This is a genomic window from Runella rosea, assembly GCF_003325355.1.
GTDB lineage: Bacteria > Bacteroidota > Bacteroidia > Cytophagales > Spirosomataceae > Runella > Runella rosea.
The window spans coordinates 5,500,802-5,525,798 of sequence record NZ_CP030850.1 but is presented as its reverse complement, the minus strand read 5'-3'; the positions used below and the strand labels follow the sequence as shown (position 1 = coordinate 5,525,798).

At 46.7% G+C, this 24,997-nt stretch carries 15 protein-coding genes and 1 pseudogene; 5 read left to right on the top strand and 11 right to left on the bottom strand.

What is annotated here, in order from left to right; translation table 11 throughout:
• Positions 1-93: 93 nt before the first annotated feature.
• Positions 94-1,842 carry a phospho-sugar mutase gene (locus tag DR864_RS22865; protein ID WP_114069143.1) on the bottom strand — a complete coding sequence of 583 codons (1,749 nt, stop codon included), beginning with the start codon at positions 1,840-1,842 and terminating at the stop codon, positions 94-96.
• A gap of 384 nt (positions 1,843-2,226) precedes the next feature.
• On the opposite strand from DR864_RS22865, the gene DR864_RS22860 reads away from it, so the two are divergent.
• Positions 2,227-3,066, top strand: a complete 840-nt coding sequence (locus tag DR864_RS22860; protein WP_114069142.1) for a cupin-like domain-containing protein — start codon at positions 2,227-2,229, stop codon at positions 3,064-3,066.
• A gap of 117 nt (positions 3,067-3,183) precedes the next feature.
• Here DR864_RS22860 and DR864_RS22855 read toward each other — a convergent pair whose 3' ends face one another.
• The 3 genes from DR864_RS22855 to DR864_RS22845 all read right to left on the bottom strand — a co-directional run bounded on the left by DR864_RS22855 (position 3,184) and on the right by DR864_RS22845 (position 5,121).
• Positions 3,184-3,636, bottom strand: a complete 453-nt coding sequence (locus DR864_RS22855) for a GyrI-like domain-containing protein (protein ID WP_114069141.1) — start codon at positions 3,634-3,636, stop codon at positions 3,184-3,186.
• A gap of 18 nt (positions 3,637-3,654) precedes the next feature.
• The gene (locus DR864_RS22850) at positions 3,655-4,083 is read right to left on the bottom strand and encodes a VOC family protein (RefSeq protein WP_114069140.1); all 429 of its coding nucleotides are present in this window, start codon (positions 4,081-4,083) and stop codon (positions 3,655-3,657) included.
• A 93-nt stretch (positions 4,084-4,176) separates the two neighbouring features.
• Positions 4,177-5,121 (bottom strand): helix-turn-helix transcriptional regulator, encoded by a 945-nt coding sequence (locus DR864_RS22845; protein ID WP_114069139.1) that lies wholly within the window; start codon positions 5,119-5,121, stop codon positions 4,177-4,179.
• Between the two features lie 109 nt (positions 5,122-5,230).
• On the opposite strand from DR864_RS22845, the gene DR864_RS22840 reads away from it, so the two are divergent.
• The gene (locus tag DR864_RS22840; RefSeq protein ID WP_114069138.1) at positions 5,231-5,686 is read left to right on the top strand and encodes a hypothetical protein; all 456 of its coding nucleotides are present in this window, start codon (positions 5,231-5,233) and stop codon (positions 5,684-5,686) included.
• A gap of 57 nt (positions 5,687-5,743) precedes the next feature.
• Here DR864_RS22840 and DR864_RS22835 read toward each other — a convergent pair whose 3' ends face one another.
• From DR864_RS22835 to DR864_RS22825, 3 genes are all read right to left on the bottom strand, one after another.
• Positions 5,744-7,042: a hypothetical protein gene (locus tag DR864_RS22835; RefSeq protein WP_114069137.1), complete on the bottom strand. Its 1,299-nt coding sequence runs from the start codon at positions 7,040-7,042 to the stop codon at positions 5,744-5,746.
• 140 nt (positions 7,043-7,182) lie between these two features.
• Positions 7,183-9,129, bottom strand: coding sequence for an adenylate/guanylate cyclase domain-containing protein (locus DR864_RS22830; RefSeq protein ID WP_162794061.1), 1,947 nt, complete (start codon positions 9,127-9,129; stop codon positions 7,183-7,185).
• 168 nt (positions 9,130-9,297) lie between these two features.
• Positions 9,298-12,363: a serine hydrolase domain-containing protein gene (locus DR864_RS22825; protein ID WP_114069135.1), complete on the bottom strand. Its 3,066-nt coding sequence runs from the start codon at positions 12,361-12,363 to the stop codon at positions 9,298-9,300.
• Here DR864_RS22825 and DR864_RS29920 point away from each other — a divergent pair.
• The gene (locus DR864_RS29920; protein ID WP_162793476.1) at positions 12,330-12,548 is read left to right on the top strand and encodes a hypothetical protein; all 219 of its coding nucleotides are present in this window, start codon (positions 12,330-12,332) and stop codon (positions 12,546-12,548) included. The genes DR864_RS22825 and DR864_RS29920 overlap by 34 nt on opposite strands.
• Positions 12,549-12,566: 18 nt before the next feature.
• Here the strand turns inward: DR864_RS29920 and DR864_RS22820 are convergent, their stop codons facing one another.
• Positions 12,567-15,608 (bottom strand): ELWxxDGT repeat protein, encoded by a 3,042-nt coding sequence (locus DR864_RS22820; protein WP_114069134.1) that lies wholly within the window; start codon positions 15,606-15,608, stop codon positions 12,567-12,569.
• A 448-nt stretch (positions 15,609-16,056) separates the two neighbouring features.
• Between DR864_RS22820 and DR864_RS30555 the strand changes: the two are divergent.
• A pseudogene (locus DR864_RS30555) lies at positions 16,057-17,298 on the top strand (serine hydrolase domain-containing protein); the annotation flags it as partial.
• An 892-nt stretch (positions 17,299-18,190) separates the two neighbouring features.
• Here DR864_RS30555 and DR864_RS22810 read toward each other — a convergent pair.
• The 3 genes from DR864_RS22810 to DR864_RS22800 form a co-directional block, all read right to left on the bottom strand.
• A complete protein-coding gene (locus tag DR864_RS22810; protein ID WP_114070431.1) occupies positions 18,191-18,883 on the bottom strand; it encodes a hemerythrin in 693 nt (230 codons plus the stop codon).
• 137 nt (positions 18,884-19,020) lie between these two features.
• On the bottom strand, positions 19,021-20,088 hold the full coding sequence (locus DR864_RS22805) for an Ldh family oxidoreductase (protein WP_114069132.1): 1,068 nt from the start codon (positions 20,086-20,088) through the stop codon (positions 19,021-19,023).
• A 105-nt stretch (positions 20,089-20,193) separates the two neighbouring features.
• Positions 20,194-22,686: an alkaline phosphatase family protein gene (locus tag DR864_RS22800; protein WP_114070430.1), complete on the bottom strand. Its 2,493-nt coding sequence runs from the start codon at positions 22,684-22,686 to the stop codon at positions 20,194-20,196.
• A 272-nt stretch (positions 22,687-22,958) separates the two neighbouring features.
• Between DR864_RS22800 and DR864_RS22795 the strand changes: the two genes are divergently transcribed.
• A complete protein-coding gene (locus DR864_RS22795) occupies positions 22,959-24,986 on the top strand; it encodes a TonB-dependent receptor plug domain-containing protein (protein WP_114069131.1) in 2,028 nt (675 codons plus the stop codon).
• The last annotated feature ends 11 nt before the right edge of the window (positions 24,987-24,997 follow it).

Sequence of the window (24,997 nt, the reverse complement as noted above, 5' to 3'; positions counted from 1 at the left end):
TTCTGAAGTATCTTCGGAACTTCAAACGTAACGTGAATATACGTCAATTTGTTTTATTTCTACAAACTTTTTTCAAAAAAATATCAAATTCCCCTATTTCAGGTGAAGTTCTTCGCCGATATTTTTCACTTTTTGTTTCAATGATTCGTACACCGCATCAAAGTCTTCGTTACGTTCTAGCTTGGCAACTACGCCCACATAAAACTTGATTTTGGGCTCGGTACCCGAAGGACGGCACGTAAATTTGGTGCCATCGGCCGTAAAGAATTGCAGTACATTTGACGACTCAATACCCATACTTCCCGACGGAATGTCGACAGTGGTGCCGTTTTCGGTACGTTTCAAAAATTTATAGTCATCAATGCGAACAACGGGAGAACCCGCAATCGACTGCGGCGGGTTAGCCCGGAAATCGGCCATCATTTGCTGAATTTCTTCGGCGCCCGTTTTGCCTTTTTTCGTCAATGAAATCAATCCTTCGTAATAAAAACCAAACTGCTTATAGACCTCCATCAACAAATCAAAAAGGCTCAGTCCTTTGTCTTTGGCGTAGGCCGTCAACTCAGCAATCATGGCACAGCTTGCAATGGCATCTTTGTCGCGAACGGCATCGCCGATGAGGTATCCGTAGCTTTCTTCACCACCGCCAATAAACTGCTGTTGCCCTTCCAACTCTCTGATTACCTGCGCAATATATTTAAATCCAGTCAGGGTGTTGTAGCAGTTAACATCGTATCCCGCCGCCATTTTGTCGATGAGATCGGTCGTAACGATGGTTTTACAAACAAACTCTTTACCCGTCAACTTACCCGCTTCTTTCCACGCCTGCAAGAGGTAGTAGATGAGCAAAGTAGCCGTTTGGTTTCCGTTCAGCAATTGAATTTCTCCGTGGTGGTTCTTGACGGCAATCCCTACGCGGTCGGCATCGGGGTCGGTACCCATTACGAGGTCAGCGTCAATTTCTTTGGCGCGATTTACGGCCATCGACATGGCTTCTGCTTCTTCAGGATTGGGGTATACCACCGTTGGGAAGTATCCATTTCCTTGCGGTTCAGCTTGCTCGGCAATAACCGTCACATTTTCAAAGCCCATTTTGGCGAGCAACTGCGGCACCAGCGTAACACCCGTTCCGTGAATCGGCGTAAAGACTATTTTGAGGTCTTTTTGGCGCTTGATGGCTTCTTTTGAAATCGAAAGGGAAAGGATTTGTGCGATGTATTTTTCATCCACTTCTTCACCGATAAGGTGAATTTTGGAAGCATCTCCCCCAAATTTAATATCATCAATGGACTGAATAGCGTTTACTTCATCGATGATATTTTTATCATGCGGTGCCACCACCTGAGAGCCATCGTCCCAGTAAGCTTTGTACCCGTTGTACTCTTTGGGGTTGTGCGAAGCCGTAATTACCACCCCACTTTTACAGCCCAGCAGACGCGCCGCAAAACTCAATTCTGGCGTGGGGCGCAGTCCTTTGAAAAGATAAACATCGATGCCATTGGACGAAAAAACATTGGCCGTCACCTGCGCAAAAACATCCGATTTGATGCGACAATCATGGGCGATGGCTACGCTGATTTTTTGTCCCGCAAAGGTTTTATTCAGATAATTGGCCAATCCCTGCGTCGCTGCTCCTACCGTGTATTGGTTCATGCGGTTTGAGCCAATGCCGATCAAACCACGCAGACCTCCCGTGCCAAACTCCAAGTCTTTATAAAATGAGTCAGTAAGTTCCGTAAAATTTTGTTTATCAACCAGTTGCTGAATATCAGCCTTGGTATCGGCATCATAATTACCGCTAAGCCATAGGTCTACTTTGGTTTGTACAGCAGCTTCGAGCATAATGTTTTGAGTTTTGGAGTTACAGTTTTAGATAAAAAAGCAGAAACGTCCCCAAATTTAACGACTCATCCGAATCTTGCAACTTTATGTTTTATTTAACTCCAATTTTATGCAGTTAGAATAACCTTTTACTGCCTTTAACCCTGCAAAGGCCCTACCATTATTTTTTCTTTTTCGGATATAAATCTAACATTCTTCCCATTTTTTTCTCAATTCTATCCAGCTTGACGGCACAAATTTGAAAAAAAAATCGTTTTTGAAAAGTGGATACACGGCCTAAACTGTCTATAAAAGCAGTAACGTTTAGTGATACCGTTGGTATGACTTGTTAAATACTCAATACGTTAGAAAATCGTTTTATTTACTTAATAGCCATCAATAACAATGCAGTTACAGCCGATTGACAAACGCTCGGGACTTACGCCCGAGGAGTTCAGAGAACAATACCTTTTGCCCGCCCGTCCAGTCGTTTTTCGCGACCTTGCGGCCGATTGGCCCGCTACCCAAAAGTGGACATTTGAGTATTTGAAACAAAATTACGGGCACTTAAAAGTACCACTTTTCGGCAATGACTTCCACGATGCAGGCAAAGGCTATATGAGTCCCAAAGTTCACATGCCTTTTGCCGAATACTTGGATTTGATTCAAGCGGGGCCTACCGAACTACGGATGTTTTTGTACAACATCTTCCAACACGCCCCCGAACTCGTCGACGATGTCAGAATGCCGACCATCATGCCAGGGTTCGTCAAAGAATACCCTTTTATGTTTTTTGGAGGGCAGGGCGCAGTGGTAAAATTACACTATGATATAGACTGCTCTTCGGTTTTTCTGACCCAATTTCAGACCCGAAAACGGGTAACGCTGTTTGCTCCGGACCAAAGTCGTTTTTTGTATCAACACCCTTTTACGGTGCAGAGCCACGTGGATGTTCTGAATCCTGACTATAAAAAATACCCTGCCTTCAAAAAGGCGGTAGGCTGGGATACGGTTCTCGAACACGGGGAGACCATTTTTATCCCCTCTACTTTTTGGCACTTTATCCAATACGTAGACGGTGGTTTTTCCATCGCTCTTCGCGCCAACGACAGCGTGTTTAGCCGGCTACGTGGCGTGTCAAACATTGTCAGGCATTTTGTGGTGGATAAAGGGATGAACAAGCTACTCGGCCCCCGTTGGAAACATTGGAAAGAAGAAAAAGCCGCCGAACGAGCCATGGCGTAGTTTGAAAAACCACCTTCACGGCATTCTTAGAAAGTTTGGACGGAGCATTTTACAAAAAAGTAAGCGTTAAGCAGAGTATCCGCTTAACGCTTACCAAATAATGCTCCGCTTTCAACCTTACCTAACTCCCACCTGCACTTCGGTGATGTTGTTTTCTGGCGTTTCAAAATCCATATTGATGTACATCTCCCGGCACTCATCGGTCATGTGAAGCCCTTGGGCTTGGAGTTGACGAATGAGGGTTTCGTAGGTTTTGGGCAGTTGCTCCCACGGCCCATCCAACACGGCAGAGACACACTTAAAACCCGCAATACGCCGCCATTCAAATTCCGACGAAACCACCTCTTTTTCTTGAATCGGCAGTGCTATTTCCAACAGAAATTTTGTATCTGGCTGTCCGTCAATACCATAATAATTCCAGTGAATGACCCCCGTAACCATCAAATCGAGGCGCGCAGCTTCGCGGTAGAGATTTTTGGCCACGTGAGCCACGTGGTTTGATAATTCTGGAAGGGTGGTTCTGACGCGAAAAACCAGGGCATTGTAGGGTTTTGATTCTTTGATATTCATGGCTGTATGGGTACTTGTTTAGTTTTGAGGATAGTCGAAGTTCACCATCCATTTAATGCCAAATTTATCGGTTGTCATTCCGAAGTAGGCTCCCCAGAAAGTGTCCTGAAGCGGCATTTCAACTTCGCCACCTTCGGCCAATCCGTTAAAGATTTTTTCGGCTTCTTCCTTGCTTTCAGCCCCGATGGCCAACGACAAATTATTACCCAGCGTAAGCGTATGCCCCATAGATTCGAGGGCGTCGGTTCCCATCAGAATCGTATTGCTGCCGATAGGCAAGGCTACATGCATGATTTTGTCCTGATCGGCGGCAGATAATTTATCCGCCTCTGGGGTGTCTTTAAAACGCTGAAGTCCAACAAACTCTCCCCCAAAAACCGATTTGTAAAAGTTAAATGCATCTTCAGTGTTCCCTAAAAAGTTCAAATACGGATTGACTGTTGCCATGGTTGTGTTTTGTTTAAAGTGGTTTAAAATGACTGATTATTTAACTTCAACAAAGGTACAACCCGTTAGTGACAACGGTATGTCAGTAGGGTTTTAGGAAAGATAATGCTCCTGAATTTCGAGAGCCAAAGTGTGCATCATGTCTTTCATTTTTAGGGGGCTTTCTACGCTAACGTGCTTACCAAACGTCAGCAGCCAGCGGCCCATTCCTTCAAAAAATTGCGTCATAAACGTCATTTTGACGTATTTGTCGTGTACTTCTTCGGAAAGGAATCCCCATGTATAGCGTTGCTCCTGCATAAACATCGCCGCTCCTTTGTGCACCCAAATGGTCACTTCTTCGAGCTGCTCCTCCACGCGCAGGCGGTCAAGGTAGGCTTGCAGGGTAAGTAAGTTTTGTTTCGGAAAAAATACCTCTGTATTGGTCAGGTTTTGAATCCTATCAACCCTAAAATCACGGTAATCGCCCCGCAGCCGACAATAGGCAATCAAATGCCAATGAGAACCGTAATGCACCAAACCGATGGGTTCAATTTCGCGCTGTGTACTCTGGCTATGAAAATTGGTAACGTAATCAATCCCTAGTACCTGCTGCCGCACAATGGCCTGTTGAATCTGATTGAGCAGATGTACCGAAAAAGGCTCTGCTCGCTGCCGTGCTAGCACCTCCACGCGAGATTCTAGGTCTTCTAAGTGCTCTTTTTCGTTTCGTTTCAGCACGGATTTGATTTTGTAAAACGCCGAATCAAACCCTTGCCGCAACGATTCGTCGGCCATTTTTCCAATCAATTTGGCCCCAAACAGCAGCGCACTGGCTTCTTCGTTGGTAAACATAACAGGCGGCAGATGGTAGTCTTCCAAAAAATACCCCACGCCCGCCTCGGCCCCGATGGGTACACCGGCTTCTTCCAAGGCCCTGATGTCGCGGTAAACGGTACGTAAACTCATTCCGAAACGGTCGGCAATTTCCTGCGCTTTCACGACACGTTTAGTTTGTAACTGAATCAAAATGGCGGTAAGTCGGTCGATACGGTTCATAAGAGGATAGGCTGTTTGACGAAATGACCGGCAGAATTTGCGCGAACATTTTGCAAACTGCCGATTCCGTTATAGTATTGAGTATGATTTTCAAAATTCATAAAAAACCATGACTTCACGCCTTTTTTCGTTCCTTTTTCTGCTTTTATTCATGGCTTGCCACCGCCCCGCCGACAACGTACAGGAGGCACAAACCCGCCTCACGAGCGTACCGAAATGGGAAATTCAGGAAATATTGATGGACGAAGCCCCCATCTTTAAGGACGGAAAAAGCGTACCGCACATCAGCGGGGTAGAATTTGATACGTACATGGATTGGGTACGGTTCTTACCCGACGGCAGTTTTGAGGGCCATTTTAAAGGAGCCACCGACACCAAAAAGTTTCAGTGGGAAGCCTATGTGAAGCAAAACGTCATTGCTCTGAGGGATACGAGCACCAAAACGGGCGGCTGGAATATCTACCCGCGCAACGTGTATGAAGATGGGTTTGAAATGGAAACCCGCAGCAGCGTATATGACCCGCCACGGGTAACCAAACTCACGCTAAAGTTTAAGCCCCTCTGAAACACGACGACTATTTAAGAACAACAAGTGTTATTGGTGGCGTGACAAATCAACATCTCATTTCTCAAACTCAATCACATACTCCGACTTATATTCACTTTTTTCGGGTTTGATGTACTTGATATAGAGGCGCGCCTTCTTGCCCAAACGCATACAAGTATGTTTGTTGGCGATGTCTTCGGGGGTATTCATGGGTTGGAGCGAAGGATACCACATAATAAAACCAGGCTTGTCGAGCAACAATTGGGGTTTTGTCCATGCTTGGGAGTTGTTGCCCTCACCCAAGTCTTTGTTTTTATTGAACGAAATATACACGCTACTACCTTTCCAAGAACTACCCGTTACTTTTCCCATCAGCATCACCCAACAATTAAGGTAAGTGTTCCAGCTCACCGACGGCCCCCAATGAAACCCACCCGTAGGAGAGGAAGCTGGTCCGCCGCCTTCGCTCATCGGGATTTGCAATGAAGCAATGGGCGCACCAAAACCATTGTAGGCCGCACTAAACTCTTTTCCGTTCCAACGCAGGGCTTTGCCAACGGGGTTGTCTAAATCTTTGAGCGCAATACGCGCCACGCTGATACACTGGCCTTTGTGTTCGTCTTCGCGCTTGTAAGAGGCCTCATCGTACACGCCCGGGAAGCCGTATTCGCCATAAAACAGGTACAAATAGTCGCCTACTGCTACCGCAGAAGGGTCACCTACGCCGCCCGCAAAGGTTTTGGAAATGTTGTGTGGTTTGAGAATCATGCGGGGCTGAAGGTCTTCGATAAATAGCCCTCGATTGTCCCAGCTACGCCCGCCGTCCACCGACTTCATGATACCGATGCGACACACAGCAGCGGGCGATTGAGGGCCCGTAAGTCCTTCAGGCCATTTATGGTCAATGTAGCCTTCGCCCGTTTTGGCGTCGTAAGGGAGCGTGGCGGGGTAGTTTTCGTTGTGATAAACGGCATAAAGGGTTTTTCCTGTGGCATCCTTGGGGTCTTGATAGACAGTCTCAAACCATGCCGCGCCATGCAGTCCTTTTTGACCAATGGGCACATTAGGCGGCATTTTGGGTTCGGTAAATTCTTCGGCGTTGCGTCTGAAGGCCTCTTCAGCGTTGCGGCCATCGGCAAATTTTAAGTCGTGGGCCTCTCCCCAAACGGGGTCTTCGCCGTATTTACCAGGAAAAATCCGAAACGTATCTCCCACCCACGCCTCGGCCATGTTGCAGTCCACAAAGTTGTTGAAATACACCGTATCGGCAGCAACGAGCTTGAATTTAGGGGCGAAAGCCGAAGTTTCTTCTTCGGCAGGTTGGCAAGCGACCATCCAGAAAGCTGCGCCCATCACTAAAAGGTAAGGTTTCATCGTGTAAAAAGGCTATGATATTTTGCAATCAAAAGGCAAGAAGTACGGAGTTTTACCGAAAGTAGACTTGGTTTTACCAAAACGCTGTCGGGGCTTAAAATCACCCAATTAAACCCCAGCAGCGGCGCTAATTCCTTGATTTACATGGAAGCTTTCTTCTCCACAAAGTACATCTTTATTTCACCTTTTCCTTTTGCGCTGATGTTTCCTCGGTATTCAAAGGAGAAAAGTGGATCGTCTTTGATTAATTCGTAGAATACCTCGCTGATGTTTACTTTGCCAACGCTTCCGTTGCTTTCCATACGGCTGGCGGTATTGACGGTATCGCCCCAGATGTCGTACTGAAATTTTTTTACGCCCACAATGCCCGCCACGATCGGCCCAGCGTGGATACCCAGCCGCATTTCAAAGTAAGGTTTTGGGGCTTGTTGGTTTTCGATGGCCCTTTGGGCGATAAACGCCTGCATTTCCAGTCCTGCCAATACCACATTTCTGGGGGTGTTTTCGTCGGCATTGGCCATGCCTCCTGCGGCCATGTAGGCATCGCCAATGGTCTTGATTTTTTCGATTTGGTATTTTTCTGAAATCCTATCAAACGCCTCGAAACAGACATTGATTTCTTCGACCAATCGCTGCGGTGACATGGTTTGGGCGGTTTGTGTGAAGGATTGAAAATCGGTAAAAAGAATGGAGACTAAGCCAAAATCTTTGGCTTTGACGCTGCCCGTGGCTTTGAGTTCTTCGGCGATTTCTTGGGGCAAGATATTTAAAAGTAAGGCTTCTGAACGATCTTTTTCAATTTTGAGGATTTCTTTAGCTTTTCTCACAAAATTCAGCCGATACCACAAACCGCCTGCTATCAGCAGCACCATTCCCAACGAGGCAATGATAACATTTCGCTGCTTTTCTTGGGCCTGTATTTCGGCTTGGTGTTTGAGTTGGGCTACACTTTGTTTTTTGACGAAGGCGATGCTGTCCACCAGCTGTTGCTTTTGAAACTCCATGTTCATCATTCGGCTGGAAGCTTCTTTTGTGTTCAAACTATCTTCAAAAGCATTTACTTTTTCATAATACAGCAATGCCAACGATTTGTTGTTCAAAGATTTATAAGAATGATAAAGACATTCGCAGGCATCTTTTTTGATAGAAATTGCACCCATTTTTTCGGCTATTGTTAGCCCAGCGCTGCATTTTCCAACGGCTTCTTTGTATTTTTTTAGTTGATAGAATATATTGCCAATGGCAATGCTACAGCTACTTCTATACTGTAATTTGCCAATTTCTTCAGCTTTTTTTAGACAGTCGTTGTAGTAGTACAACGCTTTTTGAAAATCTGATTTTCGGTAAAACAACTCTCCCAAGTTTGACAGCACTTCTATTTCTACCTCTTTTTCTTTCGCTTTTTGAGCAATGGTCAGTGATTCATCAAACTCTTTCAAGGCTTTGTCAAAATTGCCTTGCTCCATAGAGATATAACCCACCTCCATCAGTATTTTGGCGACTCCTCGTTTGTCGTTTAACTCTTTGAAAAGGGCATCTGCTTTGTTAAAGTATTTCAGGGCGTTGGGGTAATCTTTTATTTTTGAGTAAATACCTCCAATGTTTCCTGTAATGGTAGCAGTCGTATTTTTATTCCCAATTTTTTCTTGCATCAAAATGGTCTGTTTATACAGCTCTACCGCCTGTGGATAATTGCCCATGCTGTAATAAATCACACCTACGTTGTTTAATAAAGCAGCCACTCCTTTTTTATATCCCGCCTTTTTATAGGCAGCTACGCCTTTTTCAAAATAAGCAAGGGCTTTAGAAAGGTTACCTTGGCGGTAATAATTTGCCCCGATGTAGTTAAAACAATGCCCAACTTCCCGTTGCTTTCCCAGTTTTTGGTAAATAGGTAAGCTGCTTTCAAACAATGGCAGGGCTCGTTTTGAGTCGCCAACACTGTCATATTTTTCAGCAAGTTTGAAAAGGCTATCAGCGGTTGGGAGATTTGGGGAAGTGCTAATGGCTTGTTTGGTTTGTGCATGCAGTTTGACCTCCACCAGAAAAAGGCCAAACAACAATAAATACATCCAAGGGTTTTTCACGCGTTTTGTGGGTTTCAATTTGTCTGGTGTCTTTGTTTTACTTCACTACCAACCCTTCAAATACCACCTGCATAATGGCCGTGCGGACGTTGAGGGTCGAGGTTTTGACAGGCCATGCCATTAGACTTTCCAAGACTTTGAGTCTTGGAAAGTCTGCATATAGAAACCTTATTTAAGCCCCAGCCCCTCATACACCACCTGCATAATGGCCGTGCGGACGTTGAGGGTAGAAATTTTGTTGTTGTCACGCGTGGGGTACACACGGTTAGACAAAAAGACGTAGTTGAGGTTATAGGCGGGGTCGTTCCAAATCATAATACCCGTATAGCCCGTATGGCCGTAGCTCATGGCCGTGGCACTTTTGGGGGCGTTGCCACAATCTCTCCCCCGACAAGGTTTATCAAAGCCAATACCACGACGCGACTCAGGGAATTGATAACTCGTAAACTCGTTCATAGTGTTTTCGGAAATAAACGACTCACCGCCGTATCTGCCTTTTTGGAGGTACAGTTGCGTTACTTTCATGAGGTCATTGGCATTACCAAAAAGCCCCGCGTGACCGCTGAGCCCGCCCAACATACTAGCTCCTTCGTCGTGTACGCGCCCGTGGATGAGCGTTTCGCGGTAGAAAGTATCCCGCTCACTGGGCACAATTTTGCTCAAATCATAAAAGCGTCGCGGATTGAAAGTCAGCGAATTAGCACCTATTTTACGATAAACGTTGGTTTTTAAATAATCTTCAAACGGCACACCCGTAATGTTTTGCACCACCTGCGGGTACAGAATGAAAGACAAGTCAGAATAAATGTATTCCTTTTTCTCATTAAGCGGCGATTCGCGGATTGCATCAAAAATTTTCTTACTGTATTTTTTGTGCAACCACAAGCTATCCGTCACCTGCACCGTGTACGGCCCATGGGCGGTTTTGCCCCAGCTAAAGGTCTTCTTCTTCCAAGTTCCATCGGCGTTTTTGGTATCACGCCAGAATGGAATCCAGGCTTTGAGGCGCGCCTGATGCGTCAGTACCTGCCGCCAAACCAAATCTGCTTTGTTAGAATTTTTATAATCAGGCAGATAATCTTTCATTGTTCCGTCCAGATTAAATTTGCCTTCGCTGTGCAATCGTGCCAAGGCCATGGTCGAGCCCGCAATCTTGGTCACCGACGCAAAATCGTACAAATCTGTCAGCTGAACGGGACGCGGCGGCACATTTACCATCTTCAGCGGAGTCGGATACACATGCGTTCCGTAGGCTTTACGATAAAATACCTTTCCATCTTTGGCCAGCTGAACCACGATACTCGGCGTTGCTTTTTGGGCAATGGCGTTGTTGGCCAGCGAGTCAATCTTGAACGAAAGCCATTGGCTATTTAGCCCCACTTCTTCGGGAATGGTGTATTTGAGGCGACCGATGGCAGGAATGTCCAAACCAGCGCCGTAGCCAAACTGTGCATTGACCGTCACGGGGAGTTTTCCTTTGGCAGGAATGGCTCCAAACAACAATTGCGCCGACAATTCTTCAGTAAACGGCGTCAATTGGTAAGCCATCACTAAGGCTTTGGCATTTGAAATACCCTCTAATTTATTGAGCGAATACGCATTACCAAAAACCGTTATAATTGAATTACCGTTGTTGGCCAACTCTTTTACCCACGTGGCCGTGGTGGGCGTAATCCCATAATTTGTTCCAGGACGAATGTTGTTGAGGTGCGCTCCTACCAGCACCACATCGTAGCTTTTCAGCGCCGACCGAATACGTGATTGCACGCTGTCGGGGGTTTGGGGATGAATGATAAAATGGTCTACGTTGGTATATAAAGAAAGTGTTTTTTGGAACGTAGTGAGGTCGCCGGTTGAAGCGGTTTCATTGCGAGTTCCCAAGGCTACGACACCATCTTTGGTGGTCGCCGTGGCAGCGGGGGCATCCGTTAAAGAAACGGAAGCAATGGTAACTTTTTCTAAATGTTTAATCGGCAAAATATAACCTTCATTTTTCAAGACCGTAAGCGCATTTTCGGTGAGCAGACGATTGAGCAATTCAGATTCTTTGTCGTTAATATCGGCAATCAGATTTTTGGTTTCAATGGGTTTGAATTGAGCCAATCCAACCCACGCTTTGGCAGCCAATACTTTCTTGACCCGCGCGTCTATTTCGGCCTGACTGATGCGTCCTTCGGCAATTGATTTTTTGATTTCGGCAATGGCGGCGGGTAAGTTGGGGCTAAATTCTAGCACATCCATACCTGCTTCCAGTCCTTTGGCGTCGCCTGTTCCGTTAGGGAAATACTTGGTTAAGCCTTTCATGTTCATCGCATCAGAATAAATGAGGCCGTTGAAGTGCAGTTGGTCTTTCAATAAGCCCGTCACGATAGGTTTTGAGAGCGTAGACGGTACATTTTTGGCGGTATCCAATACGGGAATCGCCAAGTGCGCCATCATGATACCATCGGCACCTTTTTCGATGAGTTTACGAAAAGGGTACAATTCTACGGAGTCCAACCGGGCGCGGTTGTGCGCAATGACGGGCAATTCAAAATGCGAATCAACGCCTGTGTCACCATGACCGGGGAAGTGTTTGAGCGAACTCAAAATACCACCGTCCTGCATTCCTTTCATGTACGCGTATGATTTTTCAAATACTTTTTGAGGGTTCTCACCAAACGACCGAAAGTTAATGACGGGGTTATTGGCGTTGTTGTTGACGTCGACCGAAGGCGCAAAATTGATATGGACACCCAAGCGTTTTTTTTGCGCCGCCAGCGCTTTGCCCATTCTATAAATCAAATCGTCATTGCCCTGAATGGCCCCCATCGTCATCTGGTACGGAAAGCGCACCGCACTGTCTAAGCGCATGGCCAAGCCCCATTCAGCGTCCATCGCTACTAACAGCGGCACTTTGGAAATCGACTGATAATAATTGGTCAATTGCGCCTGTTGTACGGGGCCACCCTGAAAGAAAATAACGCCTCCCACTTTGTAATCGCGGATGTACTGCGCCACCACGCGCGGGTTGGAGAAAGTCGTGTCAATGATGACTCGTTTGGGATTCATCGGATACCCGTGGGCCGCCACCATAATAAGCTGCGCAATTCGCTCGTCGGGCGTCAGGCTGTTAAAGACCGAATCTACCCAGCGTTGATTTGGGTTTTGCAAAAAAGGTGGTGTAATTTGAGCAAAAGAGGAAGTTGCAATGCAAAAAAATGAAAAGAGAAATAGAAACAGAGGCTTTTTCATGTAAATCAGCGATAATGCCGGTGTTGATGGTTATTGATAGTCAAAGGTTGAAAAAAGGTAAGCATAAGTCAAATCTCCGTGCTAAAAAGATTGAGGCCTCCCCACAAAAAGCCCCACCAAAACCAACTTCGGCGGGGCTGCTATCTAGGTATTATTTATGGGTATCTGCTTCTTTGCTAGTTTGAATTGCGAAAAATAAGCCTCTAGTCAGTTCCGCAACCTTCAATCAGCGCTTTGAATACCGCTCCAGCTTTGACCTCAAAGCCAGGTTTAAATTCTACGGACTTACCCGCCTGATAGAATACATCGGTGTTGGTTTGCAGCAGATTCGCGGCTTCAATTCGATTCATGACCTTAAAACGATGGATAGCTCCCGACGCAGTTGTTTCACCGGGATTGCTAAAGATATACTCCTGCGGGCATTCGGGGCGCATACTCCAAAACTCCCGGCCAACATCAGCCCGATAGGCAGAAAAATAAACCCGTCCGTTATGGGTGGAAACCAATTGTGGCGAAGAGTTGCGGATTCCCGCGTCGATGTCCGTCAACCGCAACGTACTCGAGTTTGTACCATCCGAACGGTACAATTCGTAGCTCTTATGTTGGAGGCTAGGTGCGGGAGAAGATTCGTAAGCATTCAAGTACAACGAACTATCGCCTTTGGTCATTCGATAGTCGGAAAACAACGTACTTTTCAGCAGTTGGGTACCTGCAGCGGTACCATCCGATTTCCAGAGTTGTTGGTTGGCAAGAAAATAAAGCTCATTTTTAAAAGTTACCAACGAAAAAGGATTAGACCCTCCAGTTCCTAACGTAATATCTTTGACCAATCCTGTACCCGCTGCTGTACCGTCCGACTGCCACAATTCAGTACCATTTGTTGCATCTGACGCCCTAAAAAAGAGTTTGTCATTATAGATAATCAACGCCCCGTAGGATTCCTCAAAATAGGGATTTCGTCTAAAACTACTGGCTGGCCCAACATAAATATCTTTGACAAGTTTTGTACCCACCGCCGTACCATCCGAGCGCCAGAGTTCATAACCTGCACTGTCAGTATTGGCAATAAAATACAAGGTATCTTTATACACCACAAAACCGTAAGGCATTGAACTCGCCATCCCAGCATTAATATCTTTGACAAGCGTAGTGGCCGAATCAGTACCGTTGGTACGCCACAATTCAACGCCCGTGCTGTCGGACCCTTGGGCCGCAAAATACAGAAACCCTTTGTAAGCAATCATTTTTACGGAGGAATCTGCATCTGAATAGCTCCGGGCGGGTGCACCAGTTATTTTATCGGTTATTTTATAAAATCCACTTTGACTGCTTTTATAAAGTCCGTTGGACAGAAAGTAAAGTTCATTGTTAAGAGTGGCAAACAACACTTTTTGGGTCGTGGGCGCAAAAGTATCAAAAACCTTTGTTGGGGCGGTCTCACCGTTAGTTTTCCACAAATAGCGCCCGTTGACCATCCAATAAAGCTCATTTTGAAAAACGGTAAAATTATTAAAGTAGGTAGAAAAAGCCGTTGCCCCAGCCGAATGCCCCAAGCTTTCCGAGGTGTTTTTGGTAAAGTCAGCGTACAGCGACGCATTGGCAGCGGTGCTATCGGCCCTCCATAACTCCGTACCCCATTTGCCATCATTAGCCGTAAAAAACGTAGCGTTGTTAAAATGTACCACTCGGCCAAATGAATTTACGGATGAATTGACCGTTTCAGTATTCATATCTTTGACCAAGGTGGTATTGGCTTGCGTCCCATCGGTGCGGTACAATTCAAATCCTGAAGCGGAGCTATAAGCCGTAAACAAAACACTCGTGCCAAGCGCCATCGGTACTACACGGGCCAGTTCAAGTCCTAAACTTAGATTCAGGCTTTTGACCAAAACTGTTCCTGCACTCGTGCCATCCGACACCCACATTTCATAGGCATCGTTGGGAGAAGACGCCCTCATAAACGCTATTTTATTGCCAAAGGCAAACGTAGCATTGGTTTCAAAGTAAGAACTAACGGTAGAATCAGCAATGTTTTTTACCAGGGCCGTGCCTGCCGTGGTGCCGTTGGTTTTCCATAATTCTCGACCATTGAAACCATCATTTGCAAAAAAGAAAAGGGTTGTTCCGGCCACGGTAAAGCCCGGATTTGAACCAAAAGTCTCCTCATCATAGGCACCCGAACTTGGGCTGATGTCTTTTAGCAAGGTGGTTCCAGCGGAGGTTCCGTCCGATTTCCACAGTTCAAACCCTTTCAAACCCTCGGAAGCGACAAAGAATAATTGATTGTTAAACACCACGGGGTTTGTCACGTGTCGCAAAGAATCTTTCACTACCTGCGTGCCTAAGGCCGTACCGTTGGATTTCCACAATCGGGTAGAAACGCTATCATAAGCCGTAAAATACAGCTGATTATTAAGGACTTGCAAATTGCTTGGTGTACTTCCAACGCCACCCGCATGAATATCTTTCACCAAAACCGTCCCCGCACCGTTGGATTTCCACAATTCACAACCGTTTGCACCGTTGGTTGCCTGAAAAAACAAGGTGGTATCTACAACCGCAAAATGATCTGGGTAACTACCCAAAACCCCCGTATTGATATCTTTCACCATCACGGTTCCCGTAGCTGTGCCGTCTGTCCGCCACAGTTCCGCCCCGTTTACCCCGTTATTGGCCTGAAAATACGCCTTTGTTCCAATTACTTTAAACGACTTTGGATTACTGTCTGCACTTCCTAGGTTAATATTTTTAACCATATAGGTGCCAGCCGCTGTCCCGTTTGTACGCCACAATTCAACGCCAGTACTATCCTGTAAAAAACTGAAATACAATACATTATTTAAAACACCCAGTACATTCATGTAAGAATTTCCCGAGGCGGTATTAAACAATTCAGTGGTTCCAGTGATAGAACCATTGGTTTTAAACAAGCTATATCCACTGCCGCGTTTATGCGCCAAAAAAATCAACGACCCGTTAAAGTTCGTCAGATTGGTGGGCGATTGTATATAATCCCCGATGGCTGTCATATCCAGCAATACCGTCCCGCTGGGTGTACCATCCGTTTTGTACAGCAGCGTCCCTTTTTCTGACGAAGCCGTATAATAAACTACCCCGCTGATGTTGACGGCATTGGCCACGTCCAACGTACTCGCGTTTGTGCCGTACACATCCTTGAGCAGTTGTTGCCCATAAGATTGAACGAATAAAAGAAGATAAAAAATGGTTGTGCAAAATTGTTTCATAACGTTTAACTCAAAGCCCCTTCTCCCAAACTACCCCATGTTAAATAATAAACTCGCATTCTAATATACAGTAAAAATAAAGAATTGAAATGCCATTTTTTTCACTTCAATGCACCGACGAAGGGAGAATACACCAAACAAAAATATCCCTATAAGGCAAATTTAAAATATTCCATTTAAAAACAAACTAAAAACGTCGTTGCGGGTCATCAGCAGTGTCTATTTTTAAAGTGAAAGAAGACAAAACAATTTTTTAGGTGTAACTACTTTGGGTAAAAGCAAAACTAAAAACAGCATTCCTTTCTATAAAAATCGCAGTTACAAATAGCAGATAGACGATGAAATCAACCTAATTTCAGGAGACCGAAAAAAAATACCCCATAGTGCTTATCTTTGCTCAAACCGACTTCAAAACACCCTAAAAACCATCCACCGTCCTTTTTTTCTCATGACGAATCTCTTCCGTTTCCGACCCTTAACAACGACATTTATCGTTATTTTTCTTACGTCTATTTTTAGTTATAAAAAAACATTTGCTCAGCAAAAACCCACGCCCTATTTTCCACCCACCCACGAGTGGGCAAAAAAAACGCCTGCTGAAATGGGCTTGAATCCCGCCAAAATTCAGGAGGCAATTGCGTTTGCGCAGGCGAGTGAGTCCAAAAATCCGCGCAGCATGGAGCAATCTCATTACCAGAGTTTTGGCAAAGAGCCCTACGGTTTTGCTATTGGGCCATTTGCCGACCGGGGCGACCAAACGGGCATCATCGTGTACAAAGGCTACATCGTAGCTCAATGGGGCGACCCGTCGCGCTGTGACATTACGCACAGTGTCACCAAAAGTTTTCTTTCGAGCGTGGTGGGTTTAGCCGTCGATAAAGGACTGATTCGCAGCGTTAATGATACAGTAGCCCCCTACATACCACCGATTGAGCTTTATGGCCAACCCGTTCAGCGCCCCGCCGATGAGTTTGGCAAACCCGAATTGCTGCAGCTTTTTGATACCCCCCACAATCGCCGCATCACGTGGGACCACCTGCTCCGCCAAACCTCCGATTGGGAAGGCACCCTATGGGGCAAACCCGAGTGGGCCGACCGTCCCGACAAGGATGCCGCCACGTGGCTCACCCGACCGCGCAACGCCCCTGGAAGCGTGTATGAATACAACGACGTCCGCGTCAATGCGCTAGCGCTCGCCGCCACGAGTGTATGGCGCAGACCGTTGCCGCAGGTACTAAAAGAAAATCTTATGGATCCCATCGGCGCCTCCAATACATGGCGATGGACGGGCTACCGCAACGCGTGGATTGTCTTAGACGGTCAGCCCGTACAATCGGTCAGCGGGGGCGGTCACTGGGGCGGCGGGATGTTCATCAATGCCTTCGACATGGCCCGTTTTGGATTGTTGACCCTGAACCGAGGCAACTGGAACGGTAAACAATTGCTCTCAGAACAATGGGTAAAACAGGCCACAACACCCACTCCTGCCCAGCCTACTTACGGGTACATGAACTGGTTTTTGAACACGGGGCAAAAACCGCTACCGAGCGAACCCGCAAACGTATTTTACCACGTAGGCAACGGCACCAATATTGTCTACGTAGACCCCGACCATGAACTGGTGATGGTAGTGCGCTGGATTGAAAACAACGCTTTGGATGGCATCGTCAAAAGAGTACTGGAAGCCTTTACGCCCACCGTACCTGATACTGAAATCTACCTAACAGACCTGAAAGTTTCAGCAGGAAAAGTATCGATTTCCCAACCCGTCAATATTACCAAAAGAGCAGGCTATGACAACCAACCTTCCTTTACCCCCGACGGAAAAAAGCTGCTTTACACCCGACAGGCCAACGGCCAAACGGACATTTGGACCTACGATTTGGCGAAGAAAAACCATAGTGCCTTAACTCAAACCCCTGAAAGTGAATATTCTGCTACGGTAATGCCCGATGGCAAGCATTTTTCGGTGATTCGCGTGGAACCCGACCAAACGCAGCGGCTGTGGCAGTTTGAATTGGCAACGGGCAAAAACCCGAAGGTGATTTTACCGAGTATCAAGCCCGTTGGCTATCATTGCTGGTTTGGTTCCGATTCGTTGGTGCTGTTTGTGTTGGGCCAGCCCAATATGCTTCAATTGGCGCAGGTCTCAACTGATAAAGGCCAGACGATTACAACCAACGTGGGGCGCTCTTTACTACGCGTTCCTTCGCAAAAGGCGGTCAGTTTTGTGCACAAAATATCAGCTACGGAATGGCAGGTGGAGCAATTGAATATGAATACATTACAAACAAAAACGCTTATTCAAACACCCGCTGGCAGTGAAGATTGTGCCTGGGCGGCGGATGGAACGCTGCTGATGGCACAAGGCTCGAAGCTGTACAAATGGAATCCTCAGTACGATAAAGAGTGGCAGGAAGCTGCCGATTGGAGCAACTTAGGCATCAAACAAATCACCCGTTTGGCCATTGACCGCAAAAACCAAAAACTTGCTTTTGTAGGGCAATAAAAAATACCCGTCAGACGGTTGGTTAGCGAAGTAACAAAACCCTCTGACGGGTAAAATTGATAGACTATAAAATTTAAAGCGAGGCCCTCAGTTGTGCTTCCAATTCTACCGCCATCGGCACCAATACGTGGTCTTCGATGATGGCGTGTTTGCGAAGCTCTAATTCAAAAAATTCCACCTGATTCAGAAACACCCGGTACGGCATAGGAGGGCGCTCAACGGGCGAATAACGGTGAATAATTTGGCTTACTTCTTTCAATTCATCCTCAATAGAATCGTGGTGCTCGGTGAATTGGCTGATGGAAGCCGAATTCAATAACTCCGCAATTTCAGCCTTGGTGTATTCACCCGCCGATGCTTTCATCAACTTTTTGATGTAAGGAAAAAACTCGCGTTCTTCCATCTTGACGTGCTCAACGAGGTCGTTTTTATATTCGTTGAAAAACAGACAAAGCTCTGCCAACAACTCGTGGGTTTGGCCGTATTTGCTAAATATATGCAAAAGCGATTGTTCAATTTCGGGCAGTTTTTTGGTCAAATAATAGCGATGCGTTGCCTGTAAATACGCCAAAATATCCCCCATTGAAAACTTTCTGATTTTCTGGTACGGAAAATCCTGATCGTCGTTGTACAAATCCAGAATCAGACTGATCAATTCATTGTCTAATTCAATACGGTTTTTGCCGCCAAAATCTTCGAGGCGTTCGGTAACCGACTGGTGAACGAGGGAATCGTTAATGAGTTCGTTGTAGGTACTTTTTGTCATGACTTGCGTTTTTTCAGGTTGAAAGACAGCACCCGCTGTCGTTAAATTCAAACAGCAAGTTTATACATCTGCTCATAAAGAAACCATGATTAATGTCAGCAATGGTCAACGAGCTGTTTATACAGCAATTTAGAACTTTATAACGTAATCCCAAATCTTTTTCCTAGTTCTTCCAACGACTGAACCACGGGGTCGAGCAAATCAAGCCCGTTGCGCAAACGCTCCGCTTCGATTTCACGCTCGGGGTCGCCGGGCACCAATACTTGTTTGCCTTCCACGGCCTGGGCACTACGAAAACGACGAATCCAGTTGTCCATGTGCCCCTTAAATTCATCGGCGGGCCGGAAGCCGTCAATGCGCATCGCTCCGAAGAAATGTCCCGTTCCTCTGCCTACGCCTTCGGCTGCCGCCATAAAACCCGCCGTGGCAAAAGGAGGTACCCACGGGCCGTAATTCGCCCCCGATAAAACGCCCGAAAAAATATCCACAATCGCCCCTAAACCATATCCTTTGTGGCTACCATGCTCACGGTCGGAGCCGAGGGGCAACAATGCACCACCATTTTTGATAGGATTGGCATCGGTCGTAATTTCTCCGTTGGCATCCTGCGCCCAGCCCAACGGCGCGGGCAGGTTTTTGCGTTGAAGAATTTCAAATTTACCATAAGCGGCCGCTGTACTGGCGAAATCCGCCACAAAAGCAGGTTCTTCATTGGCAGGTACCGCCACCGCAATGGGATTGGTACCGAGCATTTTTTCCAACGAAAACGTGGGCGCTACCAGCGGTGCAGCATTGGTCATGGCCATCCCAATCATATTGTGCTCTAAGGCCATCATGGCATGATAGCCGGCAATGCCAAAGTGATTGGAGTTTTGCACCGAAATCCAACCCGAACCCACATTTTTAGCTTTTTCGATGACAATCTCCATCGTTTTTGGTCCTACAACCAATCCCACGCCTGCGTCACCATCTACCACACCCGTACTGGGGGTTTCGTGTACGATGCGAATGTTGGGCTTGGGATTCAGGCGACCGTGGTCGAATAAGCGAACATAGCCCGCCAAACGGGCAATTCCGTGCGAATCTACCCCGCGTAAATCGGCCGAAATGAGGGTTTTAGCGGCCAATTGAGCATCGGCTTCCGAGAAGCCGATGCTTTGAAATATATGTTGCGTAAAGGTTTTGAGTTGCTCAGCGGTAAACATAATTGATGCGTTAAACGTGTGATGTTGGAGAAAATAATAACGCAGCAAATGTCGTACTATTTTTGAGAAAAGCGATTGAACGACCGCTGAGAAACCCCGTGATTTTTAATCATCATCCCCCTCTTCTTCTTCCTCTTTTTCTTTTAATTTGACAAACGCTCCCCGCACTGGCGCGGGCATTTTTGACTTTTCTCCTCTCACCGTTTGCCACACGATTTCGCTGAAAATCAGGTCGTCGATGGCATCGGGTTTTGATAAATCAAACTGGAGCGTGCGGCGGTGGTTGTAGTTGGCCGCCACGTTCTTTTCGTTCAAATCAACACCCGGTTCTTTGGCCTGAAAAGGCGCAGTATTGGGCGTTTTTTGGAAACAACGCCACATCGGCACCGCCGCTGCATCGTACTGACTCATGGGTTTGAGGCCCAAAATCAATTCTATAGTACGCAACATTCCAGAAGTAGAATACATGGTATGGTCCACAAAACCGCGCTTCACGTAGCCTCCCGCTACGAAGGCAATCGAACGGTGAGCATCCACGTGGTCAGGGCCATTTTGGGCATCGTCTTCGAGAATAAATACCACAGATTCTTTCCAAATCGGGCTTTTGGAAAGGTGCTCCACGAAGCGCCCCACGGCCAAATCATTGTCGGCCACGGCGGCGTCGGGCGTAGGATAGCCTACGCGAGCGCCTGAGGTGTGGTCATTGCCCATCCGAATGGTATTGAGGCGTGGTACAGCGTTGTTTTTTACCAATTCATCAAAATCTTTTTCCCAGGCTTTTTCACGGTCAATGTCCATGTAACCCAAATTATAACTTTTGAAATTGGGGGCATAATGTCCCTCAAGAACGGGAATGGTGGGCTTGTCATCTACAAACCACCCGTAACTCCGATAACTAACATTGGCCCGTTTGCAGTGGTCCCAAATAAATCCGTCGCGGGGGTGAGCAATTTCTTTTTGTCCTTCATAATCGTAGGTACCGCCACGACCGCCGTAGCTCGTCACCCAGTTCTTTTCTACATAATCGTTGGCGTACGCCGCCGATGACCAATTGTGCCCGTCGGCGCTCACTTCGGCATCTACATAAAAATTATCCAACAACACAAACTCGCGCGCCAATGCGTGTTGGTTGGGTGTTACTTTTTCGGGAAACAAGCACAGGGCAGCATCGCCGTTGCCTTCTTTCATATCGCCCAATATCTGGTCGTAGGTACGGTTTTCTTTGATGATGTAAAAAACGTACTTAATCGGTGACGCTTCTCCTACTTTCATCGGAATTGGATTACCCGCTTCACCCTCGGCCAGTGTTTCTTTGTTTTTGGTATAAGGGGTGTTTTCGTAAACTAACTTGGAATAAACGCCCAAAATATCTTCGTCAGGAAAATCAATGATAGAAAGCGTTCCTTTAAACAACCCACCGATGTACTGCGTTTCGTCGCGATTAGCCTCCGCATTAGCTCCTTTATACTGAGGCGATTTGGAACGATTAGGATTCGGGCCTTTGGGGTTGGCTGCCGACGAATAGCCTTTGCCGTTGGTCACCCAAATCTGGTTATTGATGACCTTCAACGACGTAGGATACCAGCCCGTCGGAACAAAGCCCAACGAACGGCTTTTGCCTTTTTCGGCCACGTTAAAGACCGCAATGCAGTTATTGTCAGCGTTGGCAATCAACAGTTTAGACTCGTCGGACGTGAGCGCTAAGGCGTTGGGGGTACTTCCCACGGGCGCATTGGGATACAACGATGCATTGAGGGTTTCGACCACTTGTTGCTTGGCCAAGTCAATCATCATCACGGTGTTGTCGTTGCCACAGGCCACGTACAGAAATTTCCCGTCGCGGGTTTGGAGCAAATCATTGGGGTTTTTGGCGGTCGGAATATCAACAACCGTTTGCAATGTTTCGGCATTCAACACCCGCACTCCGCTCCCTTCCCACAGACTGACAAACAATTGTTTTTTATCTTGCGACAACTGACAAGCATAACCTTTGAAACCCAAGCTAATGTTTTTCAACACTTTACGTGTTTTTAAATCACACACATACAGGGAGTTATTTTCTTTGGTTACGACAAACAATTTCTGCTGTGCTTCGTCGATACAAAGCCCGACGGGGCCGATTTTTTCGGGCCACGGTTTGCCCAACACAATTTCGCCGTCGGCTTTGAGTTTGTTGTTCTCAAGTTGAAAAATCAGAATTTTGTTATCGTTCCCGCCCGAAGCGTACAGCGTTTTTTCGTCGGCGCTGAAGGTGAGTCCGTAATACGCTTTGGGCACGACAACATCATCCAAAATCTGCTGCGTGGCAGCATCAATAAGGGTAATACTATGCGTCTTTTGGCCGTTGTTGGTTACGGCCGCGTATTTTCCCGACGAAGAAACCACCAAGTTCAGCGGTAAATCATTCAAGGAGAGACTTTTATTACCAGCGGGGGTCAACGACCATCCGTTGGGCAGTTTAATCCGTTTGGAGGTCAGCATTTGGTAAAACTGCGTACTTTCGGAAGTGGCGCGACTTTGTCGCTGACAGGAATTTTCTAACAAAAGAAAAACCCCGACGAGGCATAGAAAAAGGCTGGATTTAGTGGAAGGTTTCATCTGAATCTGAATTTTTACAAAAGTGTCAATTGATTGGGGCATTTCACAGTAAAGTGAGTAAAGGAATTATTAAGCTATAAAAGCAAATTGTTAACAATTACTACACAAATGTTTACAAATATTTCTACATTTAGCAGTGAATTGTTGAAATAGAAGCATTAACGCATTTGTCCTGAGCAAATTCAGTGGCCAGGCCGAAACATAACTTTCGCTTAATTCATCAACAAGTAAAAGTCAGTAATTTTGTCACCATACCGTTTCTTTATCAAAATATGTCTAAACTCTCCTTCTCCACCCTTTCTGCTCTTATCACGCTTGGCTTCCATTCATCGTTTGCTAAAGCCCCTGACTCACTCAAAACCAAGCAGTTAAATGAGGTTGTTGTCACTTCCACCCGGGGCGAAAAAACCGTATTTCAAACTCCCGCCCTGATTTATGCTATCGGTCAAGAGGAAATCAAGACGTCGCAGTCGCGCAGCACACCCGAGCTTTTGATGAACCAAATGGGCGTGTTTGTGCAGAAAACCACTCATGGCGCAGGTTCGCCCTTTGTGCGCGGCCTAACAGGCAATCAAACCTTGCTACTCATTGACGATATTCGCCTCAACAACAGCACTTTTCGCTACGGTCCCAATCAATATCTCAACACCATCGACGCTTTTACCTTGGGCCGGGCCGAGGTACTGTTAGGGAGCGGCTCCGTGCAATACGGCTCCGATGCGCTGGGGGGAACCATTCAGCTTTTTACCACCGACCCTCAATTCAATACAGGTTTCGGCGGAAGATTGCTGGGGCGCTTGGTCAGCGCGGGCATGGAGCAAAGCGGGCGCGTCGAAGCTCGCTACGGCGGAACCAACGCGGCGTTTCAGGCGGGTTTTACCAATCGTCGCTTCGGGGATGTGTTGGGTGGCAAAAACACGGGTTTCCAATCACCTTCGGGCTACAAAGAGCAGGATTTCGACCTGAAAGCCAAGTTAAATCTAGGCCACGGCTGGATGGCAACGTTGGCGCATCAATCAGTCAGTCAACGCAATGTGGAGGTGTTTTTTCGGTATCAACTGGAGAACTTCAAAATCAACCAATTTGACCCACAGCGGCGGCAGTTGACGTATGTTAAATTAGAGAACCAAAGTGAATCTAACTGGTTTAATCATCAGACTTTTACCCTCTCCCGGCAGGCCACGCAGGAAGGCCGGTTTAGCCAAAAAAACGGAGCCACCGCGCTCCGCTCGGAAACCGACAAAGTACAAACCTGGGGTTTGACGTACAACAATCAGTCGCGTTTTTTAAGAGGAATGTTAACCCTTAATTCGGGCGTGGAACTCTACCGCGACAAGGTCAACAGCGAGCGTTATGACGAAAATAACACCACCCTTCAACGTACCTACAGTCGCGGTTTGTACCCCGACAATTCGACTTTTCTGAACTATGCCGCTTATTCAATTGTAAGCACCAACTTAGCCCGGCTCAACTCGACGTTTGGCATTCGCTACAACGGTTTTGTGATTGATATTCCCGACGCTACCATCGGCGACAGCCGCCTTACCCCTGCCGCGTTTGTGTACAATTACAATCTATCCTACAACCTCGGAAAATCCATTGCACCTTACCTCAACATCAGCACGGGCTTCCGCGCCCCCAATATCGACGATTTGGGCACACTCGGTATCGTAGACTTTCGGTACGAAGTTCCCACTAACAATTTAAAACCCGAAAAATCAACCACTTACGAACTAGGGTTAAAAATAGCAACCAAAATCATTGGCCTCCAAATGGGCTACTATTCTACCCAACTCCAAAACCTCATCACGCGGGTACGGGTGCCCAATGAGCAGGTCAACGGCATCAACGTTTACCGCAAAGAGAACGTTGAAAGTGCTTACATCAATGGTTTTGACGCCAAACTTCAGGCAAATTTGCTTACTTCGTTACAGCTTTATGGCAACGTTTCCTATTGCTTCGGACAAAGTGAAACCAAGAACGAGCCCATGCGTCGTATTCCGCCCGTCAATGGCCGAGTAGGGTTGAATTTTACCAAAAATAAAGGTTGGATTCGCCCTGAATTTTGGTTTGCAGGCGCACAAGAGCGTCTCGCACAGGGCGACAAAGACGACAACCGAATCGCCAAAGGCGGTACACCAGCTTGGAATGTATTCAATCTAAATGCGGGCTATAACTTAAAAAGAATCAGCCTGACCGCCGCCGTTCAGAATCTTTTTGACGCAGATTACCGCACCCATGGCTCGGGCATCAACGGCTACGGCCGCAGCCTGTGGCTTACCGCTGAATTTAAATGGTAATGTTTAAAAAC